The organism is Virgibacillus sp., from assembly GCF_013393565.1.
In the GTDB taxonomy this organism is placed as follows: domain Bacteria; phylum Bacillota; class Bacilli; order Bacillales; family Amphibacillaceae; genus Virgibacillus; species Virgibacillus dokdonensis.
This window is the reverse complement of record NZ_JABXHF010000014.1, coordinates 1-17,060: the sequence shown is the minus strand read 5'-3', so window position 1 is coordinate 17,060 and position 17,060 is coordinate 1. Positions and strand designations below refer to the sequence as shown.

Genomic DNA, 17,060 nt, shown 5'->3' with positions numbered 1-17,060 from the left:
TATGGATGAAGGACTCATTCGAAATGGACTTTTATGCGATGTTTGCATTTAGACTAGCTCACAACTTCCAATTTTTAAAGAGTATCTCTTAAAAATATGCTATTCGGGAGAAACGCTCGGTTAAAACCTCTTTGCCCAATCCGGCAATTGTAGGGAGCAAAGTAACTCTAATTCTTCTTCTCGCTTCATTGTATATGAGCTTTGTTGTCGTAGATCATCATCAACAAATCCTGGATGAGCCATCACTTCAACATGCTTAACCGGTAAATCTTTTAAATGTGAAAAGAGATTATTGTTCACCCCAGAATCATAAAAATGTGTCCAAATCTGTTCTGTTAATAGCAAATCGCTTTCATTTCGTAACGATTCTGTGTAGCGAACGGGAACTTGATACATCGTAGCTAATTCTATAATAACAGACTTTAGCGCTTTCCATCCATGTACATGATGGTGGCTATCAATATGGTGAAGAGGTAATCCGGAAGATAGAAAAGCGTCTATTTGTGTCTGCCACTCTTTTTTAATGGCTGTTAATTCTTCTGTATGAAGCTCTCTTTCCAATTTTGAAAACTTGAAAAAACCGTCTTTATTAGTTAATATGGCTAAATCGTTGTTCAATGGCTTTCCCCAAGTTAAAACGAGGTGAATTCCCACCTGTAAGGAAGGGTGTTTTTTTGCTTTTGCAATAGCGTATTGTGTAGCTTTGCCGTTCATCATAAGTGTTGTAGATTGAACAATACCATCTGTATGTGCTTTTATAATTCCTTCTGTTACACCTTTTGTTAAGCCAAAATCGTCTGCATTGATTAAAATCTTCATGAGATATGCCCCCATATATTTTATAATAGTTGAAATGCTACAATCTGTACATTAAAATATCTCGCATTTTACGAGCGGTAGCTTGCATCATAATGATTTGCTGTTAAGCCGAGTTGTTCTAAGAATTAGGATAATTTCGCTCAATGACAAAATTAGTTTTATCTCCTCTAAAATAAGCACGTGAATATTCTACTTTTTCTTGGTTTTCATTTTCAGCAAGGGTTTCAATATAAAAACAAGGTGCATGCAATTCACAGTCTAAATGCTTGGAACAAATTTCGTCCGCCAGCGTTATTTCTATATGCTCAATCGTTTTTGCAACATGCACTTGAAAATCATTTTTTAAAGAAGCGTATAGCGATGAAGCCGCTTGTGTTTCCGTAATTCCTGGTGCTACAATCCAAGGGATGTAAGCAATTTCATATTGTGTAGGTTCATCATTGGCTTTGCGAATTCTTTCAATACATTGAATGGGATCGTTGTGCGCGACCTCTAGCTGCTGACTTAAATATTCATTTGCTGGAATAACAGTGATCGATAGAACAAAGATTTTTGCCTCTTTTCCTTGAATGGCTACCTGATCGCTATAGCGTTTCACTGTTTGGGTTAACGTTTGCTTTAGCTTTTGATCAGCTACAAAGGTACCCCTCCCTTGATGACGTACTAAGTAGCCTTCGAGCGTTAATTGGTTAAGGGCAGTTCTAACTGTAGTACGACTTACATTAAAATCTTTACACAATTCTAGCTCTGTTGGAATTTTGTCTCCTGGTTTATATTTGTTTGCTTTTATTTGATTCAGTAGCTCATCTTTAATATAGGCATGCAAGGATGGATTTTTTTTCATTTTGCTCTCCTTTCTAATTCATATGTTTTCGTTATTTAACGTACTACACATATACAGTTGAATAAAACAACGCTTTCTTCTACATACAGCTTAAATAAATTTGAGGTCCAGCTTTTTTACACGATAGGAAAGTATAAGTTTATTTGGTTTATAGTATAAGAAAAACTAGAGCTTTCACCATAAGACTTGGCGACAAGCCAAGTTTTTCTAATATCTATATAAAATGAAACTGTTATACGTAGCGATCTTCTTACATCCCCTAATTAGTTTAGTTGTTCAAGGATATAGCCTAAAGGACTCTTATGAAAAAAAGGGATTTAGGTGCTTTCGACTTGTTCAGCTTATATAGCCCCAATATTTGGGTGGGAGTTTTAGATCACCTGGAATAAAGACACACTAACAGAAATTGCTAGATGTACCTATTTGTAATAACATTTTAATACTTGTATTATCCTTCGTAATCTGTTTATGGAGTTATCCATTTTCCTATAGAAGCAATAGTAGATCCTATTAATGCGAATGATGTATACAGCTACAACAAATGTATTTATTTTCTTTAGCAACAGTAAATAGAAGTAACATGTAGTCAAAGTGTACAAGATTATTTGTTAAAACACAACTTATTCCGTATAAATGGTATTACAAATTATTATTTTCACTAAATGTATTTACATTTTAAAATTTGTATGATACATTTTAGGTGATTCAGAAGAAAAACGAAGTACCAGTGTATGCATAATACGTACAGCAAAGGAGATAGACAAATGACACTTAAATTAGTAGTAATTGGCGGTGGGTCTAGTTATACACCAGAGATTATCGAAGGAATTATTTTGCGACATGATTCCTTTCCCGTTACAGAGATCGTTTTAGTAGATGTTGAAGCAGGTAAACAAAAGCTGGAAATTGTCGGGCAGTTAGCAAAGCGGATGATTGAAAAAGCCAAAAAACCAATACAATTATCATGGACATTGGATAGAAGGGAGGCATTAAAACAGGCTGATTTTGTTTCGACACAGATAAGGGTGGGTGGTTTAGCGGCAAGGTCAAAAGATGAACGAATTCCACTGGAGTATGGATATATTGGTCAAGAAACAAATGGGGCAGGGGGCATATTCAAAGCATTCCGTACGATCCCCGTCTTAATGGAGTTAGCAAAAGATGTCCATGAAATTTGTCCTGATGCTTGGATAATTAATTTTACAAATCCTGCAGGAATAGTGACAGAGGCGTTGTTAAAGTATTCCCCACATAAAAAAGTAATCGGCGTCTGCAATATTCCTTATAATATGCGTCATTCCACTGCAGAAATCTTAAATACAAAACCTGAAAATATAATGATTGAATTTATTGGTATGAATCATTATGTGTTTGGTCGTAAAGTATGGGTAAACGGTGTTGACTATACAACAGAAGTGCTTGCTAAATTAAAAGAAGGTTTAGATTATTCTCCTGCCAATATCGTAAATCTCGGTTGGTCTCAAACTTTTATTAAAGCAACTTCGTTATTGCCAAACCCGTATCATCAATATTATTTTCAAACCGCCCAAGTATTAAAGAAAGACGTGCAGGCATTAAAAGAAAATGGAACGCGTGCAGAAGTGGTCCAGCAACTAGAGAAATCGTTATTTGAGCTATACAAAAATCCTGACCTTTGTGAAAAACCAAAAGAGCTAGAAGAAAGAGGTGGGGCGTTTTATAGTGATGTAGCATGTAGTCTGATGGACTCTATTTATAATAACAAAGCGGATGTTCAAACGGTAAATACATTAAATAACGGAGCAATCCCTGATTTGCCAGAAGATGCGGTTATTGAAGTGAATAGTGTTATTACAAAGAATGGACCACAACCAATTGTAGTTGGATCTTTACCAGACAGTGTAAAAGGACATATTTACCAAATGAAAGCGTTTGAAAAATTGGTTATCCGTGCAAGTATAACCGGTAATTACGAAGATGCCTATCTGGCAATGGTTATGAATCCGTTAATTGGGGAGGAGGCTGATAGTAAGAGATTGCTGGATGCGTTATTAGAGGCACATAAAGATTATTTACCACAATTCTAATACAGGGGGTTTTACGAATGGATAATAAAGCGATGCAAAAATTCATTGAAATTGCTGGTCGAATTGGGTCACAGCGTCACCTTGTAGCTATACGTGATGGATTCGTTGCCATCATGCCATTAATTATTGTCGGGTCGTTAGCTATTTTAATTAACAATTTTCCTCCCTTTGGAGCGTTCCATTTTGTGGAATGGATGAACGGTATTTTTGGAGATGGAAACTGGCAAGCGGTGGGGGGAAGTATTTGGAATGGGACGTTTGCTGTTCTAGGTTTGTTAGTTACCTTTTCCATTGCGTATAATTTAGCGAAGTCATATGAATTGGATGGCTTGGCTGCGGGGTTAATAGCAGGTGCTGGATTTATTATGTTAGTTCCTATTACTGCTGACGGCGGTCTAAATATGGGATGGCTTGGAACACAAGGTTTGTTTGTTGGTATCATTTTATCGTTAGTAGTAACCGAGTTGTTTCGAATATTAATTACTTCCAAGCTGACCATTAAGATGCCTGAAGGTGTGCCTGAAGGTGTAACTAGATCCTTTGAAGCGCTCATCCCTGCTGTGATTATTTTAATTTTACTTGGATTTTTCCAAGCTTTGATGATTGTATTTGCAGAGCAGAGTATTTTTGAAGTTATCTTTACGATTATTCAAGAGCCATTGCAAGGGTTAGGAAATACGTTGCCTGCTGCTATGCTTGTTTCATTTTTGAATCATTTGCTTTGGTTTTTCGGATTGCACGGCACGAATATTATCGGTTCTGTCATTGAACCTGTTTATCTGCCTTTAATAGAAGAAAATCTTCATCTGTTTAAGAGTGGCATGTCTGCATTTGAAGTGCCAAATATTGTGACTAAACCATTTTTAGATTCATTTGTATTTATGGGAGGTTCTGGGACGACCATTGCGTTATTAATTGCTGTCTTTATCGTTATTCGCAGAGAAAAGAATCATCCTTATCGACAAGTAGCCAAACTATCTGCGCCAGCAGGACTTTTTAACATTAATGAACCAGTGATATTTGGATTGCCAATCGTCTTGAATCCAGTGATGTTAATACCCTTTATTTTAATTCCTGTTACGCTTACAATCACTTCTTATATTGCCATTGCGACAGGGCTAGTCCCTAGAACAGTTGCTATCTTACCTTGGACCACACCGCCTATTCTAAGCGGTTATCTTGTAACAGGAGGAAGTTTTAGAGGTGTCGTATTACAATTATTCAATTTAACACTCGCTATTGTTATGTATATACCGTTTATTTTAGCGGGAGCGAGAATGATGAAACGAAATGAGGGGAAAACAAATTGACTGTAAAAGAGGAGTTGCAAAAGTTATCATTTACAATTATATTGCATGCGGGGAACGCTCGGTCATTATCAATGGAAGCGATAGCAAAAGCGAAGGCGTATCAGTTTGAGCAAGCTCATGCAAAGATAGAGGAAGCAGAAGAAGCTTTTGTTGAAGCACATCAAATGCAAACAAAGTTGTTGCAGCAAGAAGCGGAAGGCGCACACACCGATTTATCCGTCATTTTAATCCATGCCCAAGACCATTTAATGACAGCGCTAACTGTAAAGGATTTGGCAATTGAAATGATAGCGTTATATGAAAAACTAGAAACGATAGAGGAGGATCAAAGATGAAGATTATTCTTGTTTGTTCAGCAGGTATGTCAACATCGATGCTCGTGAAGAAAATGAAGGAAGCAGCGACGCAACGGAATTTAGAAGTAGATATTCGTGCTATGGCAGAATCACAGCTAAAGAATGAGTTAGACGACCTTCATGTCGTGCTTATAGGACCGCAAGTCAGATATTTAGAAGCAAAAATAAGAACACAGCTTGAACCTAAAGGCATCGCCGTAGAAGTTATTGATCAAATGGCATATGGCATGATTCAAGGGGATAAAGTATTGGATCAAGCGTTATCTTTAGTTAAACAATAAACGTAATAACTAGTTAAAAAAGTTGTACGGAGTCGTAAAACGAACTTCGGTACAGCTTTTTTTATTTCATTATAGGAAAGAGTGAAATATTCGGGGCTATCGTATAAGTGAACATCCAACTTTCACCAAAAAAGGCTGGGATAAACCGAGTTTTTAATTACACTATAGAAAAGTATAAGTTTTATTGGTTTTATAGTATAAGAATAACAAAGGTATTGCCATAAGACTTGGAGACAGGCCAATTCTTTCTGAAAAGTAAAAACGAATTTTTATCCAAGGTGCTATCAGGTTCCCGCTTCAAAGGAAAGAAGAGGACTGCACAAGTCTACTAAATTACGCAACTTCCTCACGCAGTCCTTTTGTTCCTCACCTTGGTCTATAAACAATTAGGGGTAATCTTGAAAATAGTGTGGAAAGAGAGTTAAAAATACCCCTCCTCTATTGCTTAGTTAATATGGAAAAATCAGCACAATAGAAGTCTTCAGACACCCATTCATAGCCAGTTTGTTTCCAAATGGGAATAGATTAGGTAACATTTTTTCAAAAGTAACTCCAACTTTTTTGAATTTATTTTTTAACTTTACGATAGCCTTGAGTGAACAAAACCTTTGCTCTTAGAGCTTTGAAAGAGTACCCACGACAATAAATTTAGTCTCTTTTTGAAAATTTCTTTATATTAATAACCGTTTTGTAAACAACTTTCGACACGTTATCATCAAAAAATGATGGAGAATATTCTCTGCTTGACCACCATCTATTTCTACTTTAATGAATTTTTCTCTTAAATTGCTACTCCTTTCTATGTTCATCTTGTTTTTCAAACACAAACAAGGTAGGATTCACACCCTTCAAACTGAGAGGATAAGATTTCAGACAAAAAAGCCCTAATCGTTTTGCTTCCCAAAACAATTGATTGACACTCTCAGACAAAATAACGGCTCTCCCGTTCGGCTTCAAGACTCTACATACTTCATTCATAATATGGCGATTGAACAATTCTAAATCCTCGTCGGGGGAAATTTGTCTACCAAATGGAAGATTAGTTACAATTTTATCGACATAACCAGTAGCAAAAGGCAATTTCCTTGCATCCCAAGCATTAACTTCCACCATCAAATCATCAAGATTATTTTTGGCTATTTTTGTGACTGGGTAAGATATATCTCCACCAACTATCTGATTTGCAGGGTATGTGGCTCGTTCAGACAAAATTGTGCCTGAACCACAACAAGGATCTACGAAAATATCTGTCGATTTAGGATCTGACAACCACACCATCGCATGAGCTACAGTAGGAAGTAATGATGCACGAGAGAACCGTCGATTCTGATTGCGAAAACGAAACGTCGCATCTGTAAGTCGAAATGAAAAAATCACATTATGATTTGCGTAGCGTTGGACTTCTTAATGTTGTTCGCATATATGGTCAAAAGGCCTTTCAAGAAGAAACGCGTATCGCGCTTGATATACATTTAACAGAATGGGAAAAGGATGCTTTAAACAACGAATTGGAGCTTGAAACAAAGACGAACGATTATATGAGTGTTGCTATACCGGCGATAGAAATTCAATTACAGCCTGGTCGGGACGTTGTCGGTTTAATTGAAGCTGCGGCAAATAATTGGTACTTACATCAACAAGGTTATAGCGCTGCAGAAGAATTTATTCAGCGATTGGAAACAGATATTGAAAATAAAGAAACGGAATAGCTATGTGTCGATGTAACGTAATTGCGAAAGAAGTGCCCCTCTTCACGAGTGTGAAGGTATAGCCGAATAGTAAGGTGTTCGTTGTCGATGATGCAAGAAGGTTTTTTAAGCAAACTGTAAAGGTGATAAATGTTGGAGTAGTTCACGAAAAGCTGCTTCTGTTTATCCAAAAGAAAGAGAATCTTGCTGCCAAAGTGAAAGGGGTTTACCTTTTTCATTTGTGTAGGACTTTTAATATCAAAAAGCATTCAGTAGGGGGGAGGGAAAATCTCCTACTGAATGCTATAGTATGAGCCATGTTTTTCTAAAATTTCATATTTGTTTGTGCTAAGGCATCATCATAAATAAAGACACAATAGAAATAATAGGAATAGCAAGAGCCAGCATTAGACTAATGATGGAAAATTGCGTAATCATGGATTTTGCTTCTTCAGGGACGCCCACTTTGGCTTGCATGAAAATAAATAAAACAGCAAAAATGACCAAAAATAATAGAATAATCCCTGGCAGATATAAGTCTGACACGGTAGACACACTTTCCATCTGTGCATAGCCATAAATAATGAGTAGTATAGGAATAGCTTCGCTCAGAGCGACACCAATCATTAAATTATTTTGTACTCTCGCATGCTGACTTGGATCTTGTTTTAATTTTTCCACATTCATTTTATAAAGAGTTAAAATAGGAAACATAGCTAATGTAGCTGCTGCAACAAATATGTACGGTATCATTTGGAAACCTCCTTTATCGTTATTGGTGTGGTAGTTGTAAATGGTTGGAACACAATTCACTATTTTCAGATATGGCGAATGAAACGAAGTAAGCGCCTTATGTTCCCCATGTCGTAATGATTCAGGTTATGATATAAATAAACAAAAATTGCATTTGAATAGTGCGTAACCATGCAATTTTTGAACAATCTTTATTAGAAAAAATTACTAGAAACAAAATCTTTTCCGGATTCGAATGGGCAAAGCACTTCCAAAAATAGCCTATCATGTTTTAATGGTGTGTACAATATAATTTGCTAAAAACTGCTAGGATTCGATATAATTTAAGTCGATTATACATTTTAGCGAAGAAGAAACTCAGCTAAGAACAGTAGGAGAATAATATGATAAATTATGTAGACTTTATGATAGCTTTTGTCATTGCAGCTGCCACTTCTTTTCTATTGACCTATCCTGTGAAAAAATTTGCCGTTTTTGTGGGCGCTGTAGATTTCCCGAACTATCGAAAAATACATACGAAGGTAACGCCTCGTTTAGGTGGTTTAGCTATATTTTTAGGAATGGGAGCAGGGTTATTATATTTACAGCCGAGCCATCCACACTTAGCTGAAATAGCTGCTGGAGCAGTAGTTATTATAGTAACTGGTGCATTAGATGACCGATTTGGCATCCAACCAGTTGTGAAGTTAACCGGACAATTAATTGCAGCTTCCTTTTTAGTTTCTTCAGGACTAATTATTGAAAAATTAACGCTTCCACTTTTTGGAACAGTAGAATTGGGATTTGCCAGTGTATTAATTACGGTACTCTGGGTGGTAGGAATTACAAACGCTATAAATTTAATTGATGGCTTAGATGGTTTAGCAACAGGGGTAACAACGATTGCTTTAATTAGCATTAGCGTAATGGCATTTATTGATATGCAAATGATGGTTGCGTATTTATGCGTTACCTTAATAGGGAGTAACCTTGGTTTTTTATACCATAATTTTTACCCTGCTAAAATTTATATGGGGGATACGGGATCTAATTTTTTAGGTTATATGATCGCTGTCGTTTCCATGCTCGGTTTATTTAAAAACGTGGCATTATTTAGTTTTGTAATTCCGATTATTGTGCTAGCTGTACCTATATTTGATACGTTGTTTGCAATTGCAAGAAGAGCATATAATAAGGAAAATATTATGATGCCTGATAATAAGCATATTCATTATCAACTATTGCAGGCTGGGTATAGTCATCGCAAAACAGTGTTAATTATTTATGGTTTTAGTGCATTGTTCGGCACTTTGGCTGTGCTGTTTTCCAATGCAAGTATTACGGTTTCCTTTATTATTACCGTTATTGTGCTTATTTTATTGCATTTATTTGCTGAAATGGCAGGTATTGTAATGGGAGGAAAGCGACCTGTCTTGCGTATGCTTCGTCTATTGGTTACAAGAAAGAAAAAAAATCGTTAATACGTGAAAGTCTTTCAAGTGATTGATTACGCTACAAGGATAAGACGTAAAGTCTATGAGCAACGGAACATATACGTGCTTTTACAGTGTGCGCATTCTTCACGCTGGAAATAGGAATACGAAGGCATAAACGTAATCAATCGTCAAAATGTGAAAAGTTTAATATAATAAAGGAAGAATTTATTCTGGGGATAAGATGCTGTAACAATCGGACTTTAAGAATAGGAAGATGCGATTTGGACAAGTTTAAGTGGAGATAACAGCATCTAAACTCTGATATATTCATCGAACAATCAGTGGGTAAGAAAACCTCACTCATTGAAGCTGCAATTTATAATACATGAAGCATGATTAGAGAAGGGAATGACCTACAAACATGGAAAAACAACAAATCGGCGTAATCGGTCTAGCAGTAATGGGTAAGAACTTAGCGTTAAATATTGAAAGTCGTGGTTATTCGGTTGCTGTTTATAACCGTTCAAGTGATAAAACAGATGCTTTCTTAGCCAATGAGGCAAAAGGAAAACAATTTAAAGGTGCAAAATCGATTGACGAATTTGTTGCATCATTAGAAAAGCCTAGAAAAATTTTATTAATGGTTAAAGCAGGAGCTGCTACGGATGCTACGATTGAATCACTTCTTCCTCACTTGGATAAAGGCGATATTTTAATTGATGGTGGAAATACACTTTATGAAGACACGATTCGTCGTAATAAAGAACTAGTAAAATCAGGGGTCCATTTTATTGGAACAGGGGTCTCCGGTGGTGAAGAAGGAGCATTAAAAGGTCCTTCCATAATGCCAGGTGGTCAAAAAGAAGCCCATGAATTAGTGGCTCCCATCTTTGAAGCTATTGCAGCTAAAGTAGATGGAGCAGCATGTACAACATATATTGGTCCTGATGGTGCTGGACACTATGTAAAAATGGTGCATAATGGTATTGAATATGGCGATATGCAGTTGATAGCTGAAGCTTATTTTATTTTAAAACATGTCCTCGGTATGGAAGCAGACGAGTTACATGAAGTGTTTGCTGAATGGAATGAAGGAGAATTAGATAGCTATCTTATTGAAATAACGGCAGATATTTTTACGAAGAAAGATGAAGAAACAAATCAGCCACTAGTAGATGTTATTTTAGATACAGCAGGACAGAAGGGAACAGGAAAGTGGACAAGTAAAAATGCATTAGACTTAGGTGTACCTCTTCCTTTAATCACGGAGTCTGTATTTGCCAGGTTTATTTCTGCGATGAAGGATGAGCGTGTACATGCAAGTGCACAGTTGCATGGACCTGAGAAAAAGCCATTCATTGGTGATCGAAAAGAGCTTATTGAAGCAGTTAGAAAGGCCTTATATATGAGTAAGATTTGCTCATATGCTCAAGGATTTGCGCAAATGCGTGCGCAATCGGAAGAAAATGACTGGGATCTAAATTATGGCGATATTGCGATGATTTGGCGTGGTGGATGTATTATTCGTGCGCAATTCCTACAAAAAATTAAAGATGCGTACGACAGAACACCTGACTTAGCGAATTTATTACTGGATCCATATTTTAAAGAGATTGTAGAAAATTATCAAGATGCTTTACGAGAAGTCGTCGCAGTTGCAATTAAGCAAGGTATTGCTGTTCCTGCTTTTTCTAGCGCAATTGCTTATTACGACAGTTATCGTTCTGCGGATTTACCAGCTAATTTAGTGCAAGCCCAACGTGATTATTTTGGTGCTCATACGTATCAACGAAAAGATAAAACAGGCATTTTCCACACCAACTGGTTTTAATAATGAACAAAGCTTGGGGCACCCGTTTAGCAACGTAGCGAAAGCGAATGGAGCGAATTAACCGAGACAAAGGAATGATGCCACTAAAACAGAGGGGGTATCGCGACGTCGTGCGGCAAGCCCGCTTTTAGTCGGCCTTCCTCTTATCGACAAACCGATGATGACTTATCGTAGGGATTTCGTGAAGTTGCCTCGTTGCTGAGCGCTGGAGCCAGACGTGGCTTATTCGGTTATGTTGTTATACACAAGCAGCTAATTGTAACTTTCTATCGCTCGACAGCTACCCCCTCCACATTAAGTGGAGGGGGTTTTAAGTGTGCTGCTTAAAATGAAAATAATGTTAAGTCGCTGGAGTTATAAAAAATTCGCTGAAGTTCACAATTTAACACGTATGTTAGATTGTATTTATTTTACTATACAACCATTCCATACTACATATGAAATTTACAACAATCAAAGCAGACCTCATAAAACGAAATTATGCAGAATTTGACGAAACCTACTAAAAAAGTCCTATTTCCACAGTATAGTTATGTATGAAATTTTTCGTTTTATAGTATAAGCAAAAAGGTAGCTTGCGCCAAGGAATTATCGATAGGACAAGCTTTTCTAATAAGCGGGACGGAGCAGATGGGCATTACGACGGAAGTTCCGTACATGCGATAGTCTGAGCTTCCAAGCGATCATCTCGTGGATTCAATAGATCAAATTGTTTCCTCAAATAGGCGAACCTCTTGCGCCGTACAGAATTAAGGAGCGCATCCAAATGGGACTCTCACGCACTGAATAGATGAAGCTGAGCGCCAAAAATCAGCCCCTCGAGCTCCGAATAGAGCAAGTCACCCTCAAATTTGTATTCTCGCTCCCCGAATGAAGTAAGCCTCGAAAAGATTAAGTCAAGCATCGAATCCATATTCTCAAGCCGCAAAATAAGTTTTCAGTACCTGAAATGCTATAAAGTAAAGCTAGTCATTTTGATTTGCAATATTTTGTGTAGTGCAAAAGTTTGATAAAAATATGTATGTATTTGTCGAAATTTCCCAATTTCCCTATTTACATGCAGGACTATTTACACTTCCTTCAATCTAGTAACTTTATTATGCTTTAATATATCGGAAAATTTAGATTAATAGAAAGGGGGGAATTGCTTGTTCTTAAATATGAAATAAAATTTGTCGTCCCAGAAAAACTGCCATGAATAGCTTGATATAGCTACTCTATTATGAAAAGCAACTGCAGACATGTTTTTTAAACAAAAAATGGCAGTTTATGCCATGAAAATGTAGTAGTAAATAAGTTTTTCTAACACTATAGGAAAGTATAAAAGTTTAAAGGTCTATAGTATAAGAAAAACTACGCCTTTCGCCATAAGGACTTGGCGAGAAGCCAAGTATTTCTAAGGATTTTATCCATTGGTGTCTTTCTAGTAAGGGAATGCATATCAAAATTTCTACCATTTTATAAGGGGGAAAATGAATGAGGTTTACACCAGCAATGAAACGTTCTTTTATGATTTTATTAATATTTTTACTCACTTTTAGTAGTTTTTCAACTATCCACGCAGTCGAGAAATTGCCAGAAATGAAGAACAAGCCTGATCTTTCGTCTGAACCATTAAAACAAACAGAAAATCCGGATGAGAAAACACGTGTTATTGTAGAGGTAGAGGATGAACCAGCAATTGAAAAGGCAACGAAAAAAGGTATTATGTTTAATCAAATGCCGAAAAATGAAAAAGAAAAATTGGAAAATGATGCCAAGAAAAAGCAAAATTCGATAAAAGAAGAAATGAAACAGAAAAAAGTCGATGCAACGTATCACGAGGAATTTACAACAGTTGTAAATGGCTTTAGTGCTGAAGTAAAACAAGGTGATCTTGATAAAATCAAAAAGATTAAAAACGTTAAAAAGGTGCATACGGTAAACGAATATGAGCGCCCAATTGCTAAGCCAGATATGAAGTATAGTAAAGAACTAGTAGAAGCACAGCAGGCTTGGAGGGAATATGATTTTAAAGGTGAGGGCATGGTTATCGGTATTATTGATACTGGTATTGATCCAACTCACCAGGATATGGCTTTATCTAACGAGCAAACGGCGGATTTATCTGAAGAAGAAGTCGAACAAGTCGTGAATGACGAATCGCTTCCAGGTAAATTTTATACGGAAAAAGTTCCATATGGCTATAATTATATGGATAAAAATGATGAAATAAGAGAAATACATGCAAATGCAAATTATCACGGCATGCATGTAGCAGGTACGGTTGGAGCTAATGGCGATGAAGAAAATAGTGGTGTCATCGGGGTGGCACCAGAAGCGCAGCTACTTGCACTAAAAGTGTTTGGAAATGATCCTGAAATGCGATCTACTTTTGGTGATATTTATGTAAAAGCGATTGATGATGCGATTAAGCTTGGCGTAGATGCATTAAATTTGAGTTTAGGATCACCCGCAGGCTATGTAAATAATGATTCTCCTGAACAACAGGCTGTTTCTCGTGCTGTAGAAAATGGCGTTCTTATGTCTATTTCTGCAGGAAATTCTGCTTTATTTGGAGATGGGTTTGCTTATCCAGATGTAGATAATCCAGATTACGGTGTAGCAGGCTCACCTGGTGTTTCTGATGATTCGCTTCAAGTTGCTTCGTTTGAAAATACGTTTATGCAAGTAGATCAGTTAGCGTATATGATAGATGATCAACAAGGCACAGCAGCCTTCCTGTCGGCAGGTAACACGGAGCCTAAGACAGATGGTAATTCCTATCCTCTCTTTCATGCTGGGCTTGGGCACCCAGAAGATTTTGAAGGCAAAAATGTAGAAGGGAAGTTTGCCCTAATTCAACGTGGAGAATTGGCGTTTACAGATAAAGCGATCAATGCGCAAAATGCGGGGGCCGCTGGTGTGATTATTTATAATAACACAGATGGTATTGTTAATATGGCAACTGCAGCTGAGATTACCATTCCACAGTTATTTATGTTAAAGAGTGATGGAGATAAGCTCGCACAGGCTATTGCAGAAAAAAAGCAAGTAAATATTGCTTTTACTGGCGATAGTGCAACGATAGACAACCCAGATGCTGGAAAAATGAGCGCATTTACTTCTTGGGGACTTACTCCAAATCTAGACTTTAAACCAGAAATTACTGCCCCAGGTGGACAAATTTATTCTACATTAAATGATAATAAATATGGTTTAATGAGCGGAACATCGATGGCTGCACCACATGTAGCAGGAGGCGGGGCTCTCGTTTTACAGCGTGTGGATGAGGAATTCGGGTATGAGAATGCTAATCGGATTGTCTTAGCCAAAAATATGATGATGAATACGGCAAAGCAAGTACAGTTTGAAGAAGAACCTGTATCTCCACGCCGACAAGGTTCTGGTATGATGCAACTTCATGCTGCACTTACTACACCTGTAGTCGTGACAGAATCTAACACGAAAGAAGCCAAGGTCGCTTTAAAAGAAATAACAGAAGATCGCGTGTCTTTTGAACTGACAGCTGAAAATTTCCAAGATACAGCTGTATCCTATGAAGTGAATGCGAATGCGCAAACAGATACGTCTGCAAACAGTGGAGATGATCTCGTTACAGCTCCAAATCTATTACCGTCTAATGATTTAGGAGACGCTGTGACCATTAATGGGAAAAAACAAGCTACGATTGAAGTACCTGCAAACGGAAAGACAACTTTTACGGTAACCGTTGATGTAAGTTCTGTCAACAACGAGTTAGCAAAAGTTTTTACAAACGGTTACTGGTTAGAAGGCTTTGTTACGTTAACGGATCCGACAGACACATATCCAGAACTAACGGTTCCATATGTCGGTTTTAAAGGTGATTGGGATGCAGCTTCGATTTTTGATGCGCCAGTATGGGAAGAAGATTCATTTTATGGTATGACAGGGGTTGTAACTTCAGCTGGCGAAGATAAAAATGGTGATATGCAGTATAACTTTTTAGGTGAAGATTTAAATACAGGTGACATTAACCCTGAAAAGATCGCCTTTTCCCCAAATGATGATGGTGTAAAAGATGATGCGCTTCCGATATTGTCATTTTTAAGAAATGCAAAGGATGCCAAGTTTACTGTACTAGATGAACAAGGAAAGAAAGTTCGTACGATTCGTTTAGAGTCCGGTATTAGAAAAAACTATTATGATTCTGGAAAAGGAGCCTATTATTCTATTTCGTCAGATCGAGCTTGGGACGGAAAAGTGAAGGGTAAGATGGCCCCAGAAGGAAAATACTATTTACAAGCGCAAGCAAAGGTTGATTATGACGGTGCCGAATGGCAGAAGCTAAAGCTACCAGTAATTTTAGATACAACCGCTCCAGAAGTAGAAGCAACGTATAATTTTGATAATGAAATGCTTACTGTAACAGCAAAAGATGCTAAAAAAGGGAGTGGCGTGGCTTCTTGGGGGATTTTTGTAAATGGTGAATCTGTGTTAGAAGAACCGTATGTGAATGGAGAAAAGGAACATTCTTTATCCGTCGATGAAGATGCAAAAATAACAGTAAAAGTGACAGACTATGCAGGAAATGAAAAGGAAGTAGAAGCAGAAATGCAAGAGCCTGATAAAACCGCACCGGACTTACGTTTGCTTGCTCCAGAAAATCTAGGGGCTCATGATAAGAGAGAAGTTGTTTTCTCAGGATATGTAACAGATGAAACGGATGTAAAGGAAGTAACGGTCGATGGAAAAAAAGCAAAGCTTGCGTTTAATGAAGAAAAAGACCGTTATGAATTTTCCTTACCTGTGAATCATAAAAAGGACGGGTATTATTTTAAACGGGTGAAAGCAGTGGACACGCTTGGCAACGAAACAGAAATAGGCCGACGTTATTTTGTAGATACGAAGCAAGCTAAATTAAATGTAAAAGGGAAAAAGAAAACAAAGCAAGATACGATTACTGTAAAAGCAAGAGTTCGCGACAACTTTGACGATATTAATGTATTTGTTGATGGCGACCATGTCTATACACATGAGCTTTCCCAACCTTATGGCGATAACCGTTTCGATGAGCTCGTCGAAGTAGAATTAGACTTAGAGGATGGGAAAAACGAATTTGAGTTTAAAGTCGTCGATGTAGCCGGAAATGAAACTGTTAAAACGTATGAGGTAACAAAACAAAAAGAGAGCAAAGAAGACGAAGAGGATAAAGATGATGATAAAGACGGAGGAATAGAGGATAACTTCTTTTCCTATCTATTTTCCCAATTATGGATCATGTTCGGTAAATTATGGTCGATTTTTGGTTAAGTAAATGAGTTAAATGTCAGCAAGGCTCGGCGCTAGATTAGTGTCGGGTCTTTCTTTGCACTATAGGTGAATATTTTTAGGTGCAGTAAGACTCTCACTTCATGAATTGGAAGATATGAGCAGACCAAGTCTAAGTTGGAGATAAGAGCACGTACTCCTTTTTCGTGAGTCTTTAGATCCATACCCTTGGGCTACTAAACAATTAATAGGGGTGAAAGAAAGCGATTACTTATTGCAGGTTCGCTTTATATTATAGGAGTCCATTTCTAATAGGAAAAGCCCTTACAGGCGAGCTTTTTTAACAAAACGGCAATGTTTTCACTATAAGTGCTTGGCAAGAAGCCCCTTTCATTTAAAATAGAAGAAACTAACATGGAGGTTAAAACATGACTTTAGGGGACAAATATTTACGTATTCTTAAAC

Annotated in this window: 11 protein-coding genes and 1 pseudogene; 8 read left to right on the top strand and 4 right to left on the bottom strand. The window is 37.3% G+C overall.

Annotated features, from left to right (window positions below; all coding sequences use genetic code 11):
• Window positions 1-120: 120 nt before the first annotated feature.
• Both chbG and HLX49_RS04455 read right to left on the bottom strand, forming a co-directional pair.
• Window positions 121-819 (bottom strand): chitin disaccharide deacetylase, encoded by a 699-nt coding sequence (chbG, locus tag HLX49_RS04460; protein WP_296360914.1) that lies wholly within the window; start codon window positions 817-819, stop codon window positions 121-123.
• Window positions 820-937: 118 nt separating this feature from the next.
• Window positions 938-1,663 (bottom strand): GntR family transcriptional regulator, encoded by a 726-nt coding sequence (locus tag HLX49_RS04455; protein ID WP_077706383.1) that lies wholly within the window; start codon window positions 1,661-1,663, stop codon window positions 938-940.
• A 764-nt stretch (window positions 1,664-2,427) separates the two neighbouring features.
• On the opposite strand from HLX49_RS04455, the gene HLX49_RS04450 reads away from it, so the two are divergent.
• The 4 genes from HLX49_RS04450 to HLX49_RS04435 are packed head-to-tail and all read left to right on the top strand — an operon-like array spanning window position 2,428 to window position 5,676.
• Complete coding sequence (locus HLX49_RS04450; RefSeq protein WP_296360913.1) at window positions 2,428-3,729, top strand: 6-phospho-beta-glucosidase; 1,302 nt, start codon at window positions 2,428-2,430, stop codon at window positions 3,727-3,729.
• Window positions 3,730-3,746: 17 nt separating this feature from the next.
• A complete protein-coding gene (locus HLX49_RS04445; RefSeq protein ID WP_077706381.1) occupies window positions 3,747-5,039 on the top strand; it encodes a PTS sugar transporter subunit IIC in 1,293 nt (430 codons plus the stop codon).
• Window positions 5,036-5,374, top strand: a complete 339-nt coding sequence (locus tag HLX49_RS04440; protein ID WP_077706380.1) for a PTS lactose/cellobiose transporter subunit IIA — start codon at window positions 5,036-5,038, stop codon at window positions 5,372-5,374. Before HLX49_RS04445 ends, HLX49_RS04440 begins: the two co-directional genes overlap by 4 nt.
• On the top strand, window positions 5,371-5,676 hold the full coding sequence (locus HLX49_RS04435; RefSeq protein ID WP_077706379.1) for a PTS sugar transporter subunit IIB: 306 nt from the start codon (window positions 5,371-5,373) through the stop codon (window positions 5,674-5,676). Before HLX49_RS04440 ends, HLX49_RS04435 begins: the two co-directional genes overlap by 4 nt.
• A 789-nt stretch (window positions 5,677-6,465) precedes the next feature.
• Here HLX49_RS04435 and HLX49_RS04430 read toward each other — a convergent pair.
• Window positions 6,466-7,053: a TRM11 family SAM-dependent methyltransferase gene (locus tag HLX49_RS04430; RefSeq protein ID WP_296360912.1), complete on the bottom strand. Its 588-nt coding sequence runs from the start codon at window positions 7,051-7,053 to the stop codon at window positions 6,466-6,468.
• 2 nt (window positions 7,054-7,055) lie between these two features.
• On the opposite strand from HLX49_RS04430, the pseudogene HLX49_RS04425 reads away from it, so the two are divergent.
• Window positions 7,056-7,385, top strand: a pseudogene (locus tag HLX49_RS04425) (HPr(Ser) kinase/phosphatase); the annotation flags it as partial.
• A 327-nt stretch (window positions 7,386-7,712) separates the two neighbouring features.
• Here the strand turns inward: HLX49_RS04425 and HLX49_RS04420 are convergent.
• Window positions 7,713-8,117: a hypothetical protein gene (locus tag HLX49_RS04420; protein WP_296360911.1), complete on the bottom strand. Its 405-nt coding sequence runs from the start codon at window positions 8,115-8,117 to the stop codon at window positions 7,713-7,715.
• A gap of 383 nt (window positions 8,118-8,500) precedes the next feature.
• Here HLX49_RS04420 and HLX49_RS04415 point away from each other — a divergent pair, with 383 nt between their 5' ends.
• The 3 genes from HLX49_RS04415 (at window position 8,501) to HLX49_RS04405 (ending at window position 16,637) form a co-directional block, all read left to right on the top strand.
• On the top strand, window positions 8,501-9,577 hold the full coding sequence (locus HLX49_RS04415; protein WP_101932846.1) for a glycosyltransferase family 4 protein: 1,077 nt from the start codon (window positions 8,501-8,503) through the stop codon (window positions 9,575-9,577).
• Between the two features lie 376 nt (window positions 9,578-9,953).
• Window positions 9,954-11,363 carry an NADP-dependent phosphogluconate dehydrogenase gene (gene gndA / locus HLX49_RS04410; RefSeq protein WP_077706369.1) on the top strand — a complete coding sequence of 470 codons (1,410 nt, stop codon included), beginning with the start codon at window positions 9,954-9,956 and terminating at the stop codon, window positions 11,361-11,363.
• A gap of 1,476 nt (window positions 11,364-12,839) precedes the next feature.
• Window positions 12,840-16,637 (top strand): S8 family serine peptidase, encoded by a 3,798-nt coding sequence (locus tag HLX49_RS04405; RefSeq protein ID WP_101932844.1) that lies wholly within the window; start codon window positions 12,840-12,842, stop codon window positions 16,635-16,637.
• Window positions 16,638-17,060 lie beyond the last annotated feature (423 nt).